This is a genomic window from Mucilaginibacter terrae, from assembly GCF_042679325.1.
Lineage (GTDB): Bacteria > Bacteroidota > Bacteroidia > Sphingobacteriales > Sphingobacteriaceae > Mucilaginibacter > Mucilaginibacter terrae.
In genome coordinates this window covers 15,628-36,546 of sequence record NZ_JBHTMJ010000014.1, presented here as the reverse complement: position 1 = coordinate 36,546, position 20,919 = coordinate 15,628, and the positions used below count along the sequence as shown (strand labels likewise).

The following is a 20,919-nucleotide window of genomic DNA, read 5'->3' as shown; positions in this document are numbered from 1 at the left end:
TATGGCTCAAAACGTAGCAGAACAACTGGTTGAAATGCTTATAGCAGCCGGTGTTAAAAGAATATATGCCGTTACCGGCGATAGTTTAAATGAAGTAAATGATGCCGTGCGCCGCACCAACGGCAAAATTCAGTGGATCCATGTGCGCCATGAGGAAGCCGGTGCTTATGCCGCCGCTGCGGAAGCTGAATTAACCGGTTTAGCTTGCTGTGCAGGGAGCAGCGGACCCGGCCATGTGCATTTAATCAATGGTTTGTACGATGCCCACCGGGCGGGTGCCCCGGTTATAGCCATTGCTTCTACTTGTGCTACCGTGGAGTTTGGTTCCGAATATTTTCAAGAAACCAACACTATTAAATTATTTGATGATTGTAGCCATTACAATCAAATAGCCACTACGGCCGCTCAGCTGCCTAAAATGTTGCAGGCAGGTATCCAAAACGCCTTGAGTAAAAAAGGTGTTGCGGTAATTGGTTTACCGGGCGATGTGACCAAATTAGATGCCGAGGAAATCACCACGTCTGTTATTAACTATGCGCCTACCCCAATAATTCGTCCTGCCGACCGCGATCTGCAAAACATGGCTGCGTTACTGAACGAGAGCGAAAAGATCACCATATTTTGCGGTATAGGCTGTGCCAATGCCCATGATGAAGTGGTGGAATTGGCGCAACGCCTGCATGCTACCGTGGGCTACTCTTTTCGCGGAAAAATGAGTATTCAGTATGATAATCCCAACGAAATTGGCATGACCGGTTTGCTGGGTTTACCATCAGCCTACCATAGTATGCATGATTCGGACCTGATCGTTTTGCTGGGTACTGATTTTCCTTACACGCAATTTATCCCGCAGGATTGTAAGATCATGCAGGTGGATACCAAACCCGAGCGCATTGGCCGCCGTGCTAAGGTGGATATGGGTTTATGCGGTACTATTGAAGATACCCTGCAGGCCTTATTGCCGCTCATCCCGCAAAAAACCGACGATAGCTTTTTGAAGAAGCAGTTGGAACTATACGATAAAGTGAAGGATAATTTGCAAACGTATGTAGACGATCATGGCACCAAAAACCAGATCCACCCTGAGTTTGTAGCCGCTACGCTGGATAAACTGGCTACGCATGATGCCATATTTACGGTAGATACCGGGATGTGCTGTGTTTGGGGAGCACGTTATATTCGTGCTACAGGTAAACGCAGTATGTTAGGGTCGTTTAATCATGGATCTATGGCTAATGCTATGCCGCATGCCATTGGTGCTGCGCTGGCTTGTCCTGATAGGCAGGTAATTGCTTTAGCTGGCGATGGCGGTATCTCCATGTTGCTGGGCGATTTGGCTACTATAGCCCAATATAAACTGCCTATAAAAATTGTAGTATTTAACAACCGTTCGTTAGGGATGGTGAAACTGGAAATGGAAGTAGCCGGCCTGCCCGACTGGCAAACCGAAATGCACAACCCCGATTTTGCCATGGTAGCCCAGGCTATGGGCATTAAAGGCGTAACCGTAAGCGAACCCGATATGGTAGAACAAGCACTGCGGGAAGCGCTCATGTTTAACGGCCCGGTTCTCCTTAATGTAATGACCGACCCCAACGCCCTGGCCATGCCACCTAAAATAGAATTTGAACAGGTAAAAGGCATGACCGTAGCCATGAGTAAACTCATGTTAAACGGCCAAATGGGTGAGGTTTGGGATACGATTAAATCAAACTATAAACATATAAAGGAGGTGATATAAGCCCCTCCCCAGCCCTCCCCGAGAGGGAGGAGGCATTAAAGAACCGATAGCAAAATATATTTTAAAGCCCTCCCTCCCGGGGAGGGTTGGGAGGGGCTACCCACCAGCCCGAACTATAACTTTCACCTGTTACTTCCGTAGGTTTCCCCGGCTCAGGCGCAAAAAGCGTTAAGTTTTCTTTAGCTGCTAATTCCAGTAAAATATTAATAGGCTCATACCAGGCATGCAAAGCCAGGTTAAAAGTTCCCCAATGGATGGGCATCATTTGTTTGCCTTTAAGCGCTAAATGGGCACTAACCGCGCTTAGCGGACCCATGTGAATATCGGGCCAGTTTTTGCCGTAAGCGCCAATTTCCAGCATGGTTAAATCAAACGGACCATAAGCTTCACCAATATCTGCAAAGCCGTTAAACCAACCCGAATCGGCACCGAAAAAGATGTTGTGCGTATGTCCTTTAATCACAAAAGCACTCCACAATGTTTCGTTACGATGGGTTATGCCCCGGCCCGAAAAGTGGCGGGTAGGAGCGGTGGTGATAGTTAGATCGTTGCCTACGGTAACGGTGTCTCCCCAATCCATTTCGTGAATGAGATCAGGCCTAACACCCCATGTTTTAAGATATTGACCTACACCCAGCGAGGTGTAAAAAGGTATATTTTTAGGTGCCAGTGTACGAATGGTGGCTTCATCAAAATGATCATAATGGTCATGCGAAATGATGATGCCGTCCAACTGTGGCAACTCACCTAACGCTAAAGGAGCCGGAAAGAATCGTTTGGGTCCAAAATATTGGGTAAATGAACAACGCTTACTCCAAACCGGATCGGTCAGAAAACGTTTGCCGTCAATTTCAATTAACAGGCCCGAGTGCCCCATCCAGGTAACGCGCAAGCCGCTTTGAGGCTGGGTTTGATAAATAGTGGCATCGGTAGTAAAAGGACCTAATGGTTTAAGCGGTGTAGTTTCGGCCTTTTTAGTCATGTATTCCCACATAATGGGCAGCATCTTGTCGAAGCCGGCTTCATCGGTAGGAATAGGGTTTTGGTACTTATTACCTATTTTGGTGGAACCTTTTAATTGCATGTGAGGTACTAAATTGTTGCCCAATATACGTTGGAAATCTGCTTCTGCTTTTAACCGTAAATAAGTTTACAAAACATCATCATTTCTTCATCAAACTTCAATTTCCTCATTTTTACGTTGTTGTTTCATAAACGAGTGTTACTCGCCCCTAAAAAAAGTGAAAAACGATAATATCCCGCCACTGAGTTAAGCCTTACTACGTAAAAACTTTAGTGCCTGTTTGCATACCTGTTGCAGGTCGGCAGGCAGGTCATTTCCGGGCCAGGGGTGTACAGCTCCAAAAACATGATCGGTATTTGGGACGATCAGCAGTTGGGCGTTGGGTTGCATGGCTTTCAAATCGTGGGCATGGCTAACAGGTACAACAGTATCTGTAGTGCCATGTATTATGAGCCAGGGTTGGGTTACGCTGGCGGCGCGGGCCAGTATATTGAGTTGACCGGCATGGCGCTCCAGATCATCCAGCAGGGTAGCTTTCACCGGCATATCCTGCCCGGTACGTTTGTTAGGAAAGTACAACACACCTGCCAGTTTCCATTGCTTTTCTATTTCAACCGGCCACAGGTTGCGGAAGGTAGCCACCGATGCCAGGGTAATTAGTTTTTCAACCCGCCTGTCTTCTGCTGCTTTAATGATGCTGATGCCGCCGCCCATGCTATGCCCTATAAGCGTTACGGTTTTAGCCGCTGGGATCACCGAACCGCTGCAGGCGAAATCAATTACATATTGCAAATCGTTTAGTTCTATGGTGAATGTATTTTCACTAAAGGCTATCAGGTCGGTAAGGTCATTAGGTTGCTCGGGCGTAGTGCCGTTATGCGAGAAGTTGAATTTCAGAAAGCGGTAACCGTTTTCGGCGAAATAGCGTGCCACCAAATGATGTGATCCCCAGTCTTTAAATCCCTTAAAGCCGTGTACCCATATTAAAAGTGGCGCATAGGGCAGGGCATCATCAAAGGTAATGTCGGCTAACATTTCGCGGCCTTTAGAGCCGGGCAGGGTATAAGTTTGATTATTGATCATTTGAGCAGTAAAATAAAGTAATTGCAGGTTTAACGTTTTGTTTGTATATGCCAGGCCAGCCACAGCATTAAAAACGGTTGCAACAACAGGCGTACCCAGGCTATAAGAGGCGTAACATATAAGCCTCCTAAGCGCAGGGGTGCCATTTGCAGCATCTCAATATGCACTATTAAAAATGCTGCCAGTAAAAAAATGAGCAATATAGCCCCCCAGTTACGCGTAGCCGGAAAAATGAGCATAGCCCCAAAAACTATTTCGCAAATACCGGCCAGGTAATTCAGTATTTGGTGGTAAGGCAGGTAATTAGGTATAATATTAATGTAACCAAGCGGGTTCACAAAATGATTGATGCCGGCACTAATATAGCCTATTATCAAAATAATTAAGCTGATTTTTTTAAGCATGGATTGTTGAGTTATTGAAAAATATTTTTAAGATTAAAGATAAACTTTTATAATGATTTGCCGGTAGTATTGTTCCCCAAACCATTCCATTGTTCACCACACAATCACTCATTTTTTATTTATTTGTATTCATTCTAAATTGAAGTGTTTGACAAAGCCTTGACATAGCAAGATGCTTTTAGATAGTACTTTTGTGAGATAAATATTGCTAAAATTATAAAGGGCTTTGAAGTATTTAAAGGTTATAGCTTTTACGCACAAGCAGATTGAACTGAAGGATCTCGGGAAGCTGGTGATATGTCAGGAAAATTTGACTGATAAACTGCAACAGGTAAAAGCACAGTTTCAAATCCCTGAAATATTTTACTTAGCTACCTGTAACCGCGTGGAATTTGTAATGGCTTCATCTGAACCTGTTAACAAAGATTTTACTCAAAAGTTTATTAATGCACTTAATATTGGTTTGTGCCCGGTGCACATGGATACTTTTATTAACGGTGCCTCTATTTATGAAGATCAGGAAGCGCTGAATCACCTATTGCGTACATCATGTTCGTTAGAAAGTTTGGTGGTTGGCGAAAAGGAAATTTTAGCCCAGTTACGCAAAGCCTACGAGTGCTGCCGCGCGGCAGGCCTAACCGGCGATTACCTGCGCATGGTAATGAACACCGTAGTTAAAACGGCCAAGGAAGTTTATACCCACACCAATATTTCCCGTCATCCTATATCGGTAGTGTCTTTAGCTTACCGTAAGTTGAAGGATTTAAAGCAATGCTCTAATTCACGCGTGATCATTATTGGAGCCGGCGAAACCAACCGCAACATTGCTAAATATCTGCAAAAGCATAAGTTTTCCAACTTTGCCGTGTTTAACCGCACATTGGCTAATGCCGAAAAGCTTGCTGCCGATTTAAACGGACAAGCCTACGATTTGGAAGCTTTGAAAACATACAATCAAGGTTTCGATGTCATCATTACCTGTACATCGGCTACGCAACCTATTATTACAGCCGAAATTTATAAGACCTTATTAAACGGCGAAGATGGTAAAAAGACCATTGTAGATTTAGCCGTGCCTAACGATACCGCCGCCGAGGTTTTAGAACAGTTTTCGCTTAACTATATTGAAGTTAATTCGTTAAATGAAGTAGCTAAGAAAAACTTACAGGAACGTTACCAGGAACTGGTTCATGCCGAAAAGATCATCGAACAAAACATGGACGAGTTTTTACCTCTGCTAAAACAGCGTCGCGTGGAAGTAGCCATGCGCCAGGTTCCCGAAAAAATTAAAGAAATTAAGTACGCCGCCCTTAATACGGTTTTTGCCGATGAAGTTCAAGGCATGGACGAGCAATCGCGCCTCATACTCGAAAAGGTAATTAACTACATGGAGAAAAAGTACATTAGTGTACCTATGGTTATGGCTAAAGAAATTATGATCAACACTAACTGATCAGTAACAATATACCATCTGTAGAGACACCATACTTGGTGTCTTTTTTTGTTTAATAGCGTTTTTCGTCATCCTATGCTGCCCCATTTTCGCCAAAAACTGGGAAGCGACGAAGGTGCTCCTGCTGAAAGAAGGAAATAATGTCCCCTGTCGAGGCCGATGGATATCGCATCCCACCTGCTTGTGCTATTGCCCTGTTGACTACCAGTAGCTTGTTTACCTTTATGATGGGATGCCGATATTCATCGGCATGACGGATTTTATTAAACCGCTCTGCTACCCCCTCTGCCGCCACTCGGCTCCAGCCGAGTGGCAACTATTATCCGGCCTCCGGCCGGCGTAGCTTTTGAGTAAGCATTGGTCTGTTAATAGACTCGACAGGAATTCTGTTAATTCTTTAATTCAGTAAATTCCGGTTCAGACAAGTGCAGGAAGTTTAACGTTTAACTTAATTTCTTAAAGCCCTTCCCGCCGGGGAGGGTTTGGAAGGGCTAATAGTCAATTAATCCTCACATTCTCATAAAAATTCCTTATAAAACGCTGTAAAGGTTAAATTTGCTGTGCAAATCAAAATTACAATTGAATAGGACAGTTATTATAGGCACCCGGGGCAGCGAATTAGCTTTATGGCAAGCCAACTTTGTTAAAGATAGTTTGGCCAATATCGGCATTACCGCTTCATTGAAGATCATTAAAACGCAGGGCGACCGCATCCTGAACCTCAGTTTGGATAAACTTGAAGGCAAAGGGTTTTTTACCAAAGAGCTGGAAGAAGAACTACTGGGCGGTACCATTGATATAGCCGTGCACTCGCATAAAGACCTGCCTACAGAGCATCCGCCGGGTTTAGTAATAGCGGCAGTATCTGAGCGGGAAGACCCATCCGAACTATTATTGATCCTGAAAGATTGCGTGGATGTACACCAAAAGCTGTCGGTTAAGTTTGGCGGTATGGTGGGTACTTCATCCAACCGGCGTAAAGCGCAATTGCGCTCCCTGCGCCCCGATTTGGAAATGGACGATCTGCGCGGTAACGTGCCTACCCGTATAGGTAAACTCCGCAGCGAAAACTACGATGCCATTATGCTGGCCAAGGCTGGTGTAGTGCGTTTGGGTATCGATTTGAGCGAATTTCATGTAGAGGAATTAACACCCACAGAATTTATACCGGCCCCTGCGCAAGGTGCTTTGGCTATCCAGATCCGCGAAAGCAATACTGACCTTTTTGAGATACTACAGCAACTGCACCACGCCGATGTAGCCGAGGCGCTGGCTATAGAACGTACTGTGCTTAAACAATTTGGCGGTGGCTGCCACATGCCTTTAGGCTGCTATTGCCGCAAGCACGAGGGTGTTTACCAGGTGTTTACCTCCAAGGCCGATACCGAAGACGACCTGCCCGACCGCATGTTTATCACTTCGCCCACAACCGATGACTTAATAGATAAGATTTTAGCTAAGTTCGACAAGAATCGTAAAATAGCCGATAAGGTATTTATTTCCCGGGATTTACCGGCTTCAAGTTATTTCAGACGGGTGCTGGAAAAACACGATATAGAAATAGAGGCCCGTTCACTGATCCGTACCGTACCGGTGATGACCATATTGAACCCGCATATACTACAAGATATTGATTGGGTGTTTTTCACCAGTAAAAACGCGGTAGAGTACTTTTTTCAACTGAAACCTAAATTTGGCGGACCAGTTAAGTTTGGCGTGATGGGTAGTGGCAGCGAAGATATGCTGCGTCGTAACGGGCATTTTGCCGAGTTTGTAGGCGAAAGTGTAGACACTACCGAGGTGGCCGCCGACTTTGCACAAATAGCCAATGGCAAAACCATTTTGTTTCCTGGTGCCGAAAGCCCGATGCGGAGCATTCATAAGGCCTTATCGGCCGAAACCAAGATTATTGACCTGCCGGTTTACGAAACCATGCTGGAAGAAAGTGCGAGCGGAACGGATGCCGATATATTGGTATTTACCAGCCCCAGCAATGCCGAGGCTTACTTTAACGATAATTTATTAGACAATAACCAGCGCGTTATTGCCATTGGCAAATCAACCGGGAATAAGCTGGCCGAAATGAATATAACCAGCACACTGCCTTTTTCGCCCGATGAAGTAGGGTTGGCAGAAGCGGTGTTTGGACTGTAAAGCCAGTCCAAGAGTTTTTAGTCTTCAGTCGGAAGTTAAAACTCTTCAATATCAATGAAACGCGTTTATATAATTCCGACTGAAGACTGTAAACTGAAGACTGAATAAATGCTACAACGACCAAGAAGAAACAGAAAGAGTGAAGTGATTAGGCAAATGGTGCAGGAAACACATGTGAGTGCGGCAAACCTGATCTTCCCACTATTTATTGTAGATGGCGAAAATCAAAAGACAGCCGTTTCTTCGATGCCCGGCATTTTTCGCTATTCGGTAGATAATTTATTGCGCGAGGTGGAAAGCTGCATGAACTTAGGGTTGAAAGCCTTCGACCTGTTTCCTAATATAGATGATGCGCTGAAAGATCAGTACGCCACCGAGAGTCACCGCGAAGGAAGTTTATACCTGCGTGCCATAAGCCAGGTTAAAAAAGAATTTCCGGAAGCCTGTGTAGTAACCGATGTAGCTATGGATCCTTACAGCAGCGATGGGCATGATGGGGTGGTACAAAACGGCGAGATCCTGAATGATGAAACTTTAGAGATTTTAGGCAAAATGGCTTTGGCTCATGCCCGTGCCGGTGCAGATATTATTGCCCCATCGGATATGATGGATGGCCGTGTAGGCTACATTCGTAAAGTGCTGGATGAAAATGGCTATACCGGCGTTTCCATTATGTCGTACTCGGCCAAATATGCCAGTGCGTTTTATGGTCCGTTTAGAGATGCCTTAAATTCGGCCCCAAAATTCGGTGATAAAAAAAGTTACCAGATGAACCCTGCCAACCAGCGCGAAGCCTTAATTGAGGCTCGTTTGGATGAAATAGAAGGTGCCGATTTTTTAATGGTGAAACCAGCCTTGCCATACCTCGACGTAATTAAGCTTTTAAAGGACAGTACAGAACTGCCCATAGCAGCCTACAATGTAAGCGGCGAATACGCCATGATCAAAGCCGCCGTGCAAAACGGCTGGCTGAACGAACAACGCGCCACTACCGAGGTACTTACCAGCATCCGCAGGGCAGGCGCAACCAGCATATTAACCTACCACGCTAAAGAAGTGTTGTTGAATAAATGGCTATAAATTAAGTTGAAAGTGTAAAGTTAAAAGGTTAAAGTTTCTGATTGTTCGGCTATTATCTTTAAACCTAATAAAAATGTTAAAAGTAAAAAACATCAGCCGCGAAAGATCGGCGGAATTATATGCCAAGGCCAAAACCTATTTTCCGGGTGGGGTAAACTCGCCGGTTAGGGCGTTTAAATCGGTTTACGGTACGCCGTTGTTCATTAAAAAGGGTGATGGCGCTTACCTATGGGATGCTGACGATAACCAGTTCATTGATTTTTGCTGCTCATGGGGACCGCTTATTTTGGGCCATAATCACCCCGCCATCCGCGAAAAGGTGATCGAAGTAATGCAAAATGGTATGTCGTTCGGTGCGCCAACCGCGCTGGAAAATGAACTGGCAGAGCTGATCCTGTCTAATAATAAGTTCATCGAAAAAATCCGTTTTAACAGTTCGGGTACCGAGGCCGTAATGTCGGCCATTAGGTTAGCCCGCGGTTACACCAAGCGCGATAAGATCCTGAAATTTGAAGGCTGCTACCATGGTCACCTGGATGCCCTGCTGGTAAAAGCCGGTTCGGGCTTGGTTACCTTCGGCGAAACTTCATCGGCAGGTGTGCCCAAGGCCTATGCTGATGAAACCATTGTGGTAGCCCTGAACGATAAAGAAGCGTTAGTTAAAGCTTTCAACGATTTTAAAAACCAGATAGCCGCCGTAATTATTGAACCTATCCCGGCCAATAATGGGTTACTTTTACAACGTAAAGAATTTTTACAATACCTGCGCGAGGTGTGTACGGCTAATGGTACGCTGCTCATATTTGATGAAGTGATTTCGGGTTTCCGTGTTGGCTTTACCGGCGCGGCTGGCTTATATAATATTAAGCCTGATATAATTACCTATGGAAAGATTATTGGAGGTGGATTACCAGTAGGCGCTTATGGCTCATCGGCAGAGATCATGAGTAATGTATCGCCCGAGGGGCCGGTTTACCAGGCTGGTACGTTATCGGGCAACCCGGTAGCCATGGCGGCTGGTATAGCACAGCTCACCGAATTAAATAAGCCCGGTTTTTATAATAGCCTTGATGAAAAAACAACGACATTTGTTGATGAAATGCTGGATTTTGTAAAAGACCGTAACTACCCGGTTAATATAACCCAGATAGGTTCCATATTCTGGTTCGCGTTCGATACCAAGGCTGCCATCCGCAAGGCCGAAGATATTGACCCGCACAGCATGGACCGCTTTAAAACCATGCACCAGGAATTATTAAATCGCGGCGTGTACATGGGCCCATCGGGCTACGAAGTTGGCTTCGTATCGGCCGCTCACACCACCGATATACTAAATACTGCAAAACAAGCTATATTTGATAGCCTGGATGTGGTGTTCGGCCCCTCCCAACCCTCCCCGGGAGGGAGGGCTTTAAATGAGCAAACAGATTACAGGGAATAGGATTACATTTATAAAAAATATTTAAAACTCCTCCCTACCGGGGAGGGTTGGGAGGGGTATATGAAAAGACCATTTGTCATATTTTACGCGCTTATCATTTACACCTTAACGGAGTTAATATGGTGGGGCTACATGCTCATCAGGCTACAGCCCGATCGTACGGGAATGATTTTGGGAGAAGGTTCCATGTTCATTGGTATTATTGTGGTAGGGGCGGTATTGTTCCATAAATCGTTAAACAAGGAGCGCCTTTTGGTGGAGCAAAAAAAGAACTTCTTGCTATCGGTCACGCATGAGCTGAAATCGCCGCTGGCTGCTATTAAGCTATACCTCGAAACTATTCAAAAACGTAGCCTCACTAAAGAGCAGGTAACCGATTTTGTAGGTAAGTGCCTGCTGGATGTGGACCGTTTGAACGATATGGTGGAGAACATGCTGTTGGCCGCTAAAATAGAGAACCAGTCGTACTCATTTCCCAAACAACAGTTCGACCTGTCTATACTGGTGGACGGTATCGTTAACCGCTTGCAGATTAATAAATGCGACCTCACCCAGCAGCTCATCAACGCCGAAATAGAATCGAAAGTGGAAGTAACCGGCGATAAGTTTGCGCTGACTGCCGTAGTTACCAACCTGCTCGAAAATGCTATTAAGTACTCGAGTCCGTGCGATACGGTGGAGGTAAAATTATATACCAAGGCCGGCAAAATACACCTCGAAGTAGCCGATCATGGCATTGGTATAGCAGATGAAGAAAAAAGCCGTATTTTTGACCGGTTTTACCGCGTAGGAAGCGAAGAAACCCGTAACACAAAAGGTACGGGTTTAGGTTTATATATTGTGAAACACGTGCTCGATAAACACCAGGCCATTATCAATGTAAGAGATAATCGTCCGGCGGGCAGTGTTTTCGAAGTTATATTTGGTTAATCCAATTCAACAAAACCGCTATATGCAATCAAAAAAAAGAATATTACTGGCTGAGGATGAGGAACATCTGTTAGAAGCCATCAAATTAAACCTGGAGCTGGAAGGCTACAAGGTTACCACCGCCAATAACGGTAAAAAAGCACTTCAAAAGTTTAAGGAAGAGCGCTTTAACCTGGTTATACTGGATGTGATGATGCCGGAGGTAGATGGCTTTGTAGTAGCCGAGACCATCCGTTTGGAAAATTCGGAAGTGCCTATCATGTTCCTTACGGCCAAAAACACTAACGAAGATAAAATTCAGGGCCTTAAAAAAGGCGCCGATGATTACCTAACCAAGCCTTTCAACCTGGAAGAGCTGATTTTGCGGGTAAACAACCTGGTTAAACGCGGCTTAAAAGGCGACGACCTGAAAGAGTTCAACAGTTATAAAATAGGGGAAAAAACCATTCACTTTAACTCATTTGAGTTAATTAACGAGGATAGCTCTATTACGCCGTTAACTAAAAAGGAAACCATGCTGCTGAAATTGCTGATCGAGCGTAGAAATGAGGCCGTATCGCGCGAGCAGATCCTCGAAACGGTATGGAACTACGATGTGTATCCATCAACCCGTACCATTGATAACTTCATATTGACGTTCCGTAAGTACTTTGAACCCGATCCTAAAAACCCGGTATATTTTCACTCCATACGTGGGGTAGGTTACAAGTTTACCGATACGCAGCACTAATTAATGTTTACAAATACAGCCCGTTTGCTGGTTGCAGCCGCTTTTACCTTGTTGATGGCTTTTTTCATCTACAAGCAAACTTACGAGTTGGCTGCCATTACATTTGTGTTTACGGCTATGCTGGTTTGGGGATATTTTAAGGAGGGCACCATTATTTTGGCGGCTAAACAGTTCCACGTTAAAAATTACCAAAAGGCCGAGGAGTTGCTTTTGCAAATTAACAGGCCGCAATGGCTGAGTAATAAACGCCGTGGCTTTTATGAGTTTATGATGGGAGGCGTAAGTTTGCATAAGCAGGATTATGATGCTGCTGAACAGCATTACGAACTCTCTACCCAATTCCCGTTGCGCTCGGTTAACGATCATGTGGCGGCGTTGGTACACATTGTTAACCTGAACATAAGGCAGGGCAATTATGAAAAAGCGCAAGCTTACCTGCAACTGGCCGAAAACAAAGGCGACCAGATCAACGCTAAAATGCGCGCCGTTATCAGCAAGTTAGAGCAGGAATTACAATCACACAAAAATTAATACAGGCCGGCTGCGAAGCTTCCCTTTTTTATATGGAAAACAATTTATTTCTACAATCCGCATTTTCGCAAAAAACTGAGCGTCCACCCGTATGGATGATGCGGCAGGCTGGTCGTTTTATGCCGCAATACTGGGAGATCAAAAACAAGTACTCCTTTTTGGAAATGTGCAAAACCCCGGAAATTGCTGCGGATGTAACTATGCTGCCAGTTGATTTACTGGATATTGATGCCGCTATTTTATTTTCGGATATATTGGTAACTGGCGAAGCCATGGGCGGTGACTTAAGCTTTACCCAGGGTGTAGGTCCTAAGTTTGCCAACCCGGTACGTACCCAGGTCGATATTGATAACCTCAATACCGATTGTTTGGATAAGTTGCAATATGTAGCTGATGCCATTAAAGTGATTCAGCAACGTTTAAACTGTAAAATTCCGTTGATCGGTTTTGCCGGTGCCCCGTTTACTGTAATGAGCTATTTGGTAGAGGGAGGTTCCTCACGCGATTTTAAGCTGACCAAGCTCATGCTGCACAACGAGCCCGAAATGGCTCATCAACTATTAGCTAAAATTGCGAAAGTAACTGCCGATTACCTGAATCTGCAAATTGAAGCCGGTGTAAATGCCGTGCAGATTTTTGATAGTTGGGCACAAGCGTTGGCATGGGACGATTATAAAGAGTTTTCGCACCGTTACATTGCCGAGATCATTAGCAACCTGAACCGTAAGAATATTCCGGTGATCTCTTTCTGTAAAGGGAGTTCGGTTTTTGCACCGTTGATGGCCGAGGCTAAACCCGATATAATTTCGATAGACTGGAACGTTGACCTGCTGGATATTAAACAACGCTTACCGCAAAACATAGCCGTACAGGGTAACCTGGATCCGCATATATTATATGCCGAAAAGCATGTGATTAAAGAACGTATCCACCGTTTGTTTAACCGGATGAAAGATACGCCGGGCTTCATTTTTAACCTGGGTCATGGCATTATGCCCGATATTCCGTTTGATAATGTGAAGTATGCGGTGGAGGTGATTAAGGAGTTTAAATATTAAACCCCCGGCCCCCTAAAGGGGGAGTTAGTCGTCCTAACGTATATTATGAAAGTATTATTAGTAAAAAGTTTAATCAAAAAATTCCCCCTTTAGGGGGTTAGGGGGTATGTATTTTTACATTAAAGCCATACATATTATTTTTGTTGTCAGTTGGATGGCGGGGCTATTTTATGCGGTGCGTTTATTTATTTACCATACCGAAGCGCAAGACAAACCCGACCCCGATAAGCGCATTCTTACCACCGAGTACGAGCGTATTGAGCGTAAGCTATGGAACATCATCGCTACACCTGCCATGATTCTGACACTGATAGCCGGTATTTGGATGGTTGGTTTGGATAACGGCTTAATGCAGCAAAGTTGGCTTGTTATCAAACTTTGCTTTGTAGTTGGTTTAATAGGTTATCATTTAAAATGCCAAAGCATCATGGACGATATGCGCAACGGCATCTTCAAGTGGACCTCCTTTCAACTACGCCTGTGGAACGAGGTGGCCACTATTTTCCTCTTTGCCATCGTTTTTTTGGCTGTACTCAAAAACGCGGTAAGCTGGATTTACGGTTTACTCGGCCTGGTAGCCTTCGCCATGATCATTTTGTCGGCCGTGAAGATCTACAGGAATTACAGGCTGAAGAACAAGTTATAATTCTGCCAATTTCAAGTCGCTGTTTCCTGCTATAATAGTAAAGTCTTTACTATTATGTTTTATAAAAACAACAAAGCCTGCTTAACAATAAGCGGGCTTTGTTGTATAATAACTATATTTGTTATATGGCTTACCTAAACGAAGTTCGATCGGTTTTAAAACAGCTGAAGCCTCAGTTGATGTTGAAGTATGGCGTTAGTACACTGGGCCTGTTCGGCTCTATAAGTGCGCGATGATTTTACTGATAACAGCGATATTGATATTGTGGTGAGTTTTGATAAACCCATCGGTATTGAGTTTGTAACATTGGCAGACGAATTGGAAGATTTGCTTAATAGAAAAGTTGATTTCGTATCACGAAATGGAATAAAGCCCGGCTATTGGGATTACATTGAACCTCAGATGCTATATGTCTGAAAGAGCGCCCGAACTGTTGCTCAACGATATAATAGACAGTGCCAAAGCTATATCGAGTTATGATTACGAGTAGTTTTTTAAATGACCGAAAAACAAAGGATGCAGTAATGCGCAATCTTGAAATCATAGGGGAAGTAGCAAAAAACCGGTTGCCTGAAGAATATAAAGAGCAGATGAATACGATTGACTGGCACAAAATAAGAGGCTTAAGAAACCGGATCGTTCATCATTACTCAGGTATTAACTATGCAATTATATGGGCGGTAAAAGAAGATTATCTACCTATACTTGTATATTAAATTAATAACTATCTCAATCAAAATCTATAAACAAACATGTCAACACTCTATCCTCTAAAATTCAAAACTATTTATAAAGATAAAATTTGGGGCGGTCAAAAAATCAGTACGTACTTACATAAAGATTTTGGCGATTTGCCTAATTGTGGCGAAACCTGGGAGATATCGGGTGTAAAGTCGGATGTATCGGTAGTTGATGGCGGTACGCTGGAAGGTCAGTCGTTAGCCGATCTGTTGGAGCAGTATAAAGATGAGTTGGTGGGGAAAGCTGTTTACGAGCGTTTTGGCAATATTTTTCCGTTACTTGTAAAGTTTATTGATGCCAACGAAGACCTATCGATACAGGTACATCCTGATGATGAACTGGCCAGGAAACGTCATAACTCGTTCGGTAAAACCGAAATGTGGTATGTAATAGAAGCCGATCCGGATTCGAGCCTGATTGCCGGCTTTAGCGAAGAAGTAAATGAGCAGATCTATGTGGATAAATTGAAAAGCGGTCACCTTACCGATATTCTGAACCGTGAGGATGTAAAAGCGGGTGATGTGTTTTTTTTACCGGCCGGCCGTGTACATACTATTGGTAAAGGTTTGCTGATAGCCGAGATACAGCAAACATCAGACATAACCTACCGTATTTACGATTTTGACCGGGTAGATGATAAAGGCCACAAGCGCGAATTACATACTGAAGAAGCCTTAGCCGCTATAGATTATAAAAAATATCCTGATTACCGCACCCATTATACTCTTCAGCAAAACGAAGATGTACATTTGATAAGCTGCCCCTACTTTACCACCAACCTGCTCAACTATACGGAAAGCCTGAGCAAAGATTATTCGGGGTTAGATTCGTTTGTGATACACGTTTGCCTGGAGGGTAGTTACGAACTGAAATATAATGGAGAAAGCTACCCGGTTAAAATGGGAGATTGCCTGCTGGTACCTAACGTGGTAAACGAGGTTGAGTTGAGCACCTCTACCGGTTTCAAAATATTGGAAAGTTATATCGCCTAATGAAATCAAATGGTAAGCTATCGGTTTAAAATAGGGCTTGATTTAATTATACCGCTTTGTGTTATTGTTGGTGGAGCGGCTGTAAGCATGGTTATTAGTGAAGCCTGATTTGGTGTTATCTTTTTATTACCTGTAATTGCATTTTTGGTTCATGCGCTATTAACTACCAATTATGTTGTAAATGAGCAAATACTTACTATTAAATGGGTTACTTGTTTAATATTAAAAATCGACATTGATACGATTAAGAAAATCCGGCAAACCAACAATGCTTTAAGCTCACCGGCAGCATCGTTAAACCGGCTGAATGTTAGCTACAGAAAGTTTGATGACGCAATGATTTCGCCGAAAGACCAGGCCGCGTTTATAAGTCACCTTATGCTAATTAACCCCGCTATTGAGGTAGTGTACAAGCAAAGAGGTAAGGCAAGTGCTGCCTAAAGCTTAATATGTCATTTTCAAACAAGCAAAAACATTCAATTTAAGGCAGTAATTCTGATATTTTAATGCCATTAGCCTTTATCTTATAATAAGATGAGTTTACTTAATAATGTTAAGGGGCTTGTTTAAGCCTACAAGCTCCTTAAAATATTAGTAATAAATTAATAAGTCACCAGTAGCCTGCCGAATATTTAGCATGGCGCACAAGTCTTCTGCCTGCTCAAATAAAATTTCATATCAACCTAATGTTTGCAAATTAGTTCACCAGCAAGTTGCCGAACAACTGTATGTGCCAGCTATCTTTTAAAGGCACTTCCCATTTGGTTTGCAGTTCGGCCAAGGTTTGTACCAGGTTGTTAAATACAATGGTATTTTCGGTAATAGTACCGGCTTTAATTAAATCTTCAAACTCATTGCGCGATACTGACGTGATCTGTTCGCCATTGCGGTAAGCCAGGTTAAACCTGTCGAACAAATTAATTTGATATTCATTTTCCAAGTCTTTCATAAACCTTACCGATTTATCGATGGAGCAGCCGCTGGCACCGGCCTGGTTTTCATCAACTACTAATAGGATAAAACGGTTATACTGCATTATTGCAGTAGCTTTAAGCTGGTTGTTATGAGCCGTCCAGTTTTGGGCAAAGGCACTAAGCTGGTTTTGCAGCTGCGCGGTTTGGTTTGCCGTTAACTCTTTGTTCGACTGGTAGATCCACACTCTTGAATTTTCAGAAAATTGCATATACAAAGGTATCAAATTTGTAACTTCGGATTGTGAGTTTTGTTGTCATGCTGAAATCAAGTTTTGTTATGTTAAACACCAGGTATCTTTTAATGGCTATACTATCTTTAAGCCTTATTGCATATAGCTTTACCTGGTATGCCGATAAACAACAGGCTTTATTGTGGGCCAGCAAATGTTTGCTTCAATCATTTGACAACTTGGCAGAACCCAAACTCAAGAAATGGGACCTAACTTTAACGCCCGATGCTTTTATCAGGTTCAAAAAAACTTACCAGGGCGGGCGGCAGGAGTATTACTCGTTTAATTTGCACCGGTTTAAAGACATAGATTACATAGGTACCAATATTAAAGGCACCCTGCGTATTAAAACACTAGGCTACGATGTGATAGTGCAAACCTATAACGACCCCAAAGGCAATGTCGATTCCATGAGCACGAGCCTTAAAATACCAGTGAAAGGGCTTGAAGCTGAACAATTGGACAGTTTGTTAAATAATTTGATTTACCTGAAATCTCATTGAATAATTTATTAATAATACGCTTTATTTTATATGTCTTGCTATCAGTCAATTAAGCTGATCCAATAGCTTAGGCCTATAATTAGCTATAATTTTTTCAGAAATAATTTCGATAAACAAAAAAACTGTCTACATTTGCAATCCCAAAAGGGCGGTATCATAGCTCAGTCGGTAGAGCAAAGGACTGAAAATCCTTGTGTCGCTGGTTCGATCCCAGCTGATACCACACTGAAAATCAGGCGATTAGACGAAAGTTTAATCGCCTTTTTCTTTTGTTGGTACAACAATGGTACAACATTCTCGAAAAATATATTTTGTTGGATATTTGCGTGCTTAGTCGCAAAGCGTAAATTTACAGGTAACCAATCCCCTTACAATGGAAGTTATCTGTTTAGAAGAACCCGCCTTTTATGCCCTATTGGAAAAAGCCGTTGAACGATTGCAGGGTAATCTAAAGAAAGAAGATGAATGGATTGCAGGCGATGAAGCTATGCAATTATTAAGAATAACCAGCAAAGCCACATTACAGAAATACCGAGATGAGGGCAAAATAAGCTTCACATACGCATCTGCTCGCGTAATCCTGTACGAACGTGCCTCAATCCTTGCCTTTCTTAAAAACAACAAACAAAACCCTTTTTAACCTATGGCTATCAGCGAAGAAGAAAAACGCATCGCCCGCGCTTACAACGCCGGATATGTCCTAAGTGCTTACGAGCCAAAACTATTAGAGCAAATCATCAGGAACAATAAAAATAACGAGTTCGTTAAAGTCATGGACACGGCGCGGGAACATCAGGAATTTCACCGAGGCATCCCGAAAAAGGAGTTTACACAAGCATATAAAAATGGTTACCGCAACGCGCAGGCACTATGTCAGCATGAGCCTGAATTATTAGAGCGCATGTTAAACTCGCAGGGCATGGGTAAAGATTATACAGATGGTTTGAATGCCGGAAAAAAAGAATACAAAATACGCCAGTCTATGAGCCGTATGAAGCAAGAACGCGACCAGCAGCAAGAACGTGATCGCGGCTTAGACAAAAACATGGATATGGGGATGGAATATTAATAACTTGGAACAAAAAATATAAGCAAGAAATGGCTATAGTTGATGAAATGGATTTTGAGTATTTAGTCAGACGCGTAAATGAGTGCGGTCGTCATGGTGTGGCAAATGCGGATGCTGACATTTATAGAAGATACGAGCGTACCGAAAGAATGTATCTTATGGATGTTGAAAATATTAAAAACAATCAGATGCGCGTTAGCACAAAACCCATCGAGAACATGAAAGATGATTTTGAAATAGCCAGCAATCAAATCTGGCGCATTGTTCAAATAACGTTAAATCAGGCAATAGAAAAATTCAAACATATCTTATCAAAAGAAGACGCAGCAGAATTAAAATCTCATGCTCAATTAAGAAATGCAGCTAAAGCAAATATTGAGAATGCGATTGAAGCAGGAAATAACATTTTAGTTAAATACAAGATTTATCCTAAATAAATGAAAACCTATATATTGATCAATACCAATCAGCCTAACGATCCAATCTTAGGTATTTATGACAGTGAATTGCTTGCTGAAAAGCGAAAATTTTATTTTCAAAGTGTTTATAAAAATGATGAACTTAAAATTGTCACAAAGCATATGGAGTATATTGACCGTGAGTAATGTTAGTTTCTATTCTTTGCATTTTGAGAAGCAATATTTAAAATTGACCAATGCCATTTAATAGTGTTTTAGCTGTTTGGGGTAACAATTTGGGGTAAGCTTCAATTTTATTTAAAATAAAATCAATTAAAACATGTGTTTATTAATTGGTTAGAATCCCCCTGTCTCCGCCAATATGAATATTATCCTAATGCAATACAGTCCAAAACCCCTTGTAAAACAAGGGGTTTTCTGTTATCATACCCTTATGTTGTCCAACGGAATGTGATGATGTTCCTAAGAAAATAGGGTAAATTTGGGGGTACGTTTTTAACCCCAAAATCACTTACCCCAGCCCCGTGAGGTAAAATGCCTTTAATCGACCTGAATTGCCGCCACGCCAAACCTAAAGAAAAAGCCTACCGAATCTTTGATACCAACGGCCTGTATTTAAGTGTCATGCCTTCCGGCACAAAAGTATGGCGATACAAGTATCGCTTTCTTGGCAAAGAGAAGCTTTTAACAATCGGACATTACCCTGCAATAAGCTTAGTTTTGGCAAGGCAGAAACGTGATGTAGCCAAAGAACTGATTGCCGGAGGCATAGACCCCGCCGCAGACAAGCAAGATCAGAAAAACGCCGTAAAGCATAAAGCCGAGCAAACCTTTGAAGTTGTTGCCACGGAATGGCATACACACTTTGAAGACACATGGGAGCCTCGATATGCAAAACATATAACGCAAAGGCTAAAAATGAACGCCTACCCTTTTATTGGCAGCATTCCCATTGCCGAACTAACCGCACACCAGTTGCTTACCTGTTTGCAAAGGATCGAAGGCAGAGGCCGAAGCGATTTAGCCAAACGGATGCTTTCCCTCATTGGCCAAGTTTTGCGTTATGCTGTTATTACCGGACGGACAGACCGTGATGTATCAGTCTTCCTAAAAGGCGCGTTGAAGAAGTATAAGAAAGGCCATCACGCCGCTATCAATTCAGACCAGTTACCCGATTTTCTAAGAACATTGGAGAAGAATGAGCGGCGATTATATCCGCAAACGATTTATGCTATTCGCCTTATGCTTTTAACATTCGTCCGTACCAATGAACTTATCGGAGCAAAGTGGGAAGAATTTAACTTTGAAAAAGCGATATGGATTGTTCCAGCAGAGCGTATGAAAATGCGTATCGAGCATATTGTACCGCTGTCAAAGCAAGTCATTGCAATATTAAATGAATTGAAAAATCTATATGGCGGCAATGGCTTTATCTTACCAAGTATTGTCAACCCTAATAAGCATATCAGTAACAACACCATTCTAAAAGGGTTGGATGCTTTAGGTTATCACAAGATCATGACAGGGCATGGTTTCCGCGCCCTTGCCATGAGTACAATTAAAGAAAAACTGCATTACAGGCATGAAGTTGTCGATCGTCAGTTGGCTCATTTGCCAAAAAGCAAAATAGATCAGGCTTATGACCGAGCGCAGTTTTTGCCGCAACGGGTGAAGATGATGCAGAAATGGGCAGATTTTATTGATAATATGTAACTA

At 42.9% G+C, this 20,919-nt stretch carries 24 protein-coding genes and 1 tRNA gene; 21 read left to right on the top strand and 4 right to left on the bottom strand.

Going from position 1 to position 20,919, the window contains the following annotated elements:
• The first annotated feature begins 1 nt into the window (after position 1).
• Entirely contained in the window at positions 2-1,741 is a 1,740-nt protein-coding gene (locus ACFQ3S_RS15080; RefSeq protein WP_377165917.1) for a thiamine pyrophosphate-dependent enzyme, read from the top strand.
• A 61-nt stretch (positions 1,742-1,802) separates the two neighbouring features.
• On the opposite strand, the gene ACFQ3S_RS15075 is transcribed toward ACFQ3S_RS15080, so the two are convergent.
• From ACFQ3S_RS15075 to ACFQ3S_RS15065, 3 genes are all read right to left on the bottom strand, one after another.
• Positions 1,803-2,825 (bottom strand): MBL fold metallo-hydrolase, encoded by a 1,023-nt coding sequence (locus tag ACFQ3S_RS15075; protein ID WP_377165915.1) that lies wholly within the window; start codon positions 2,823-2,825, stop codon positions 1,803-1,805.
• Positions 2,826-3,011: 186 nt separating this feature from the next.
• On the bottom strand, positions 3,012-3,848 hold the full coding sequence (locus ACFQ3S_RS15070) for an alpha/beta hydrolase family protein (RefSeq protein WP_377165913.1): 837 nt from the start codon (positions 3,846-3,848) through the stop codon (positions 3,012-3,014).
• A 29-nt stretch (positions 3,849-3,877) separates the two neighbouring features.
• Positions 3,878-4,252: a DoxX family protein gene (locus ACFQ3S_RS15065; RefSeq protein ID WP_377165911.1), complete on the bottom strand. Its 375-nt coding sequence runs from the start codon at positions 4,250-4,252 to the stop codon at positions 3,878-3,880.
• Positions 4,253-4,478: 226 nt separating this feature from the next.
• Between ACFQ3S_RS15065 and hemA the strand changes: the two genes are divergently transcribed.
• The 13 genes from hemA to ACFQ3S_RS15000 all read left to right on the top strand — a co-directional run bounded on the left by hemA (position 4,479) and on the right by ACFQ3S_RS15000 (position 16,449).
• Positions 4,479-5,705 carry a glutamyl-tRNA reductase gene (hemA, locus tag ACFQ3S_RS15060; protein WP_377165909.1) on the top strand — a complete coding sequence of 409 codons (1,227 nt, stop codon included), beginning with the start codon at positions 4,479-4,481 and terminating at the stop codon, positions 5,703-5,705.
• A gap of 579 nt (positions 5,706-6,284) precedes the next feature.
• Entirely contained in the window at positions 6,285-7,859 is a 1,575-nt protein-coding gene (gene hemC / locus ACFQ3S_RS15055) for a hydroxymethylbilane synthase (RefSeq protein WP_377165907.1), read from the top strand.
• Positions 7,860-7,967: 108 nt separating this feature from the next.
• Positions 7,968-8,939, top strand: coding sequence for a porphobilinogen synthase (gene hemB, locus ACFQ3S_RS15050; protein WP_377165905.1), 972 nt, complete (start codon positions 7,968-7,970; stop codon positions 8,937-8,939).
• Positions 8,940-9,012: 73 nt separating this feature from the next.
• Positions 9,013-10,380 (top strand): glutamate-1-semialdehyde 2,1-aminomutase, encoded by a 1,368-nt coding sequence (gene hemL / locus ACFQ3S_RS15045; RefSeq protein ID WP_377165903.1) that lies wholly within the window; start codon positions 9,013-9,015, stop codon positions 10,378-10,380.
• A 60-nt stretch (positions 10,381-10,440) separates the two neighbouring features.
• Positions 10,441-11,310 (top strand): sensor histidine kinase, encoded by an 870-nt coding sequence (locus tag ACFQ3S_RS15040; protein ID WP_377165901.1) that lies wholly within the window; start codon positions 10,441-10,443, stop codon positions 11,308-11,310.
• A 22-nt stretch (positions 11,311-11,332) separates the two neighbouring features.
• Entirely contained in the window at positions 11,333-12,040 is a 708-nt protein-coding gene (locus ACFQ3S_RS15035) for a response regulator transcription factor (protein ID WP_377165899.1), read from the top strand.
• 3 nt (positions 12,041-12,043) lie between these two features.
• Complete coding sequence (locus ACFQ3S_RS15030) at positions 12,044-12,571, top strand: hypothetical protein (RefSeq protein ID WP_377165897.1); 528 nt, start codon at positions 12,044-12,046, stop codon at positions 12,569-12,571.
• Between the two features lie 32 nt (positions 12,572-12,603).
• Positions 12,604-13,629, top strand: coding sequence for a uroporphyrinogen decarboxylase (hemE, locus tag ACFQ3S_RS15025; RefSeq protein ID WP_377165895.1), 1,026 nt, complete (start codon positions 12,604-12,606; stop codon positions 13,627-13,629).
• A gap of 106 nt (positions 13,630-13,735) precedes the next feature.
• On the top strand, positions 13,736-14,275 hold the full coding sequence (locus ACFQ3S_RS15020) for a CopD family protein (protein WP_377165893.1): 540 nt from the start codon (positions 13,736-13,738) through the stop codon (positions 14,273-14,275).
• A 225-nt stretch (positions 14,276-14,500) separates the two neighbouring features.
• A complete protein-coding gene (locus ACFQ3S_RS15015; protein ID WP_377165891.1) occupies positions 14,501-14,692 on the top strand; it encodes a nucleotidyltransferase family protein in 192 nt (63 codons plus the stop codon).
• A 59-nt stretch (positions 14,693-14,751) separates the two neighbouring features.
• Positions 14,752-14,991, top strand: a complete 240-nt coding sequence (locus ACFQ3S_RS15010; protein WP_377165889.1) for a HepT-like ribonuclease domain-containing protein — start codon at positions 14,752-14,754, stop codon at positions 14,989-14,991.
• Positions 14,992-15,027: 36 nt separating this feature from the next.
• Complete coding sequence (locus tag ACFQ3S_RS15005) at positions 15,028-16,008, top strand: type I phosphomannose isomerase catalytic subunit (protein WP_377165887.1); 981 nt, start codon at positions 15,028-15,030, stop codon at positions 16,006-16,008.
• A 144-nt stretch (positions 16,009-16,152) separates the two neighbouring features.
• A complete protein-coding gene (locus ACFQ3S_RS15000; RefSeq protein WP_377165885.1) occupies positions 16,153-16,449 on the top strand; it encodes a PH domain-containing protein in 297 nt (98 codons plus the stop codon).
• 256 nt (positions 16,450-16,705) lie between these two features.
• On the opposite strand, the gene ACFQ3S_RS14995 is transcribed toward ACFQ3S_RS15000, so the two are convergent.
• Positions 16,706-17,191, bottom strand: a complete 486-nt coding sequence (locus ACFQ3S_RS14995) for an ABC transporter ATPase (protein ID WP_377165883.1) — start codon at positions 17,189-17,191, stop codon at positions 16,706-16,708.
• A gap of 92 nt (positions 17,192-17,283) precedes the next feature.
• On the opposite strand from ACFQ3S_RS14995, the gene ACFQ3S_RS14990 reads away from it, so the two are divergent.
• The 7 genes from ACFQ3S_RS14990 (at position 17,284) to ACFQ3S_RS14960 (ending at position 20,916) form a co-directional block, all read left to right on the top strand.
• Entirely contained in the window at positions 17,284-17,715 is a 432-nt protein-coding gene (locus tag ACFQ3S_RS14990) for a hypothetical protein (RefSeq protein ID WP_377165881.1), read from the top strand.
• Positions 17,716-17,865: 150 nt separating this feature from the next.
• A tRNA-Phe gene (locus ACFQ3S_RS14985) sits at positions 17,866-17,938 on the top strand.
• A 150-nt stretch (positions 17,939-18,088) separates the two neighbouring features.
• Positions 18,089-18,355, top strand: a complete 267-nt coding sequence (locus ACFQ3S_RS14980; RefSeq protein WP_377165879.1) for a helix-turn-helix domain-containing protein — start codon at positions 18,089-18,091, stop codon at positions 18,353-18,355.
• Positions 18,356-18,358: 3 nt separating this feature from the next.
• A complete protein-coding gene (locus ACFQ3S_RS14975) occupies positions 18,359-18,784 on the top strand; it encodes a hypothetical protein (protein ID WP_377165877.1) in 426 nt (141 codons plus the stop codon).
• A 29-nt stretch (positions 18,785-18,813) separates the two neighbouring features.
• Positions 18,814-19,221, top strand: a complete 408-nt coding sequence (locus ACFQ3S_RS14970) for a hypothetical protein (RefSeq protein ID WP_377165875.1) — start codon at positions 18,814-18,816, stop codon at positions 19,219-19,221.
• Positions 19,222-19,389, top strand: coding sequence for a hypothetical protein (locus ACFQ3S_RS14965; RefSeq protein WP_377165873.1), 168 nt, complete (start codon positions 19,222-19,224; stop codon positions 19,387-19,389). It begins immediately after the preceding gene.
• A 348-nt stretch (positions 19,390-19,737) separates the two neighbouring features.
• Positions 19,738-20,916: a tyrosine-type recombinase/integrase gene (locus ACFQ3S_RS14960; protein WP_377165871.1), complete on the top strand. Its 1,179-nt coding sequence runs from the start codon at positions 19,738-19,740 to the stop codon at positions 20,914-20,916.
• Positions 20,917-20,919 lie beyond the last annotated feature (3 nt).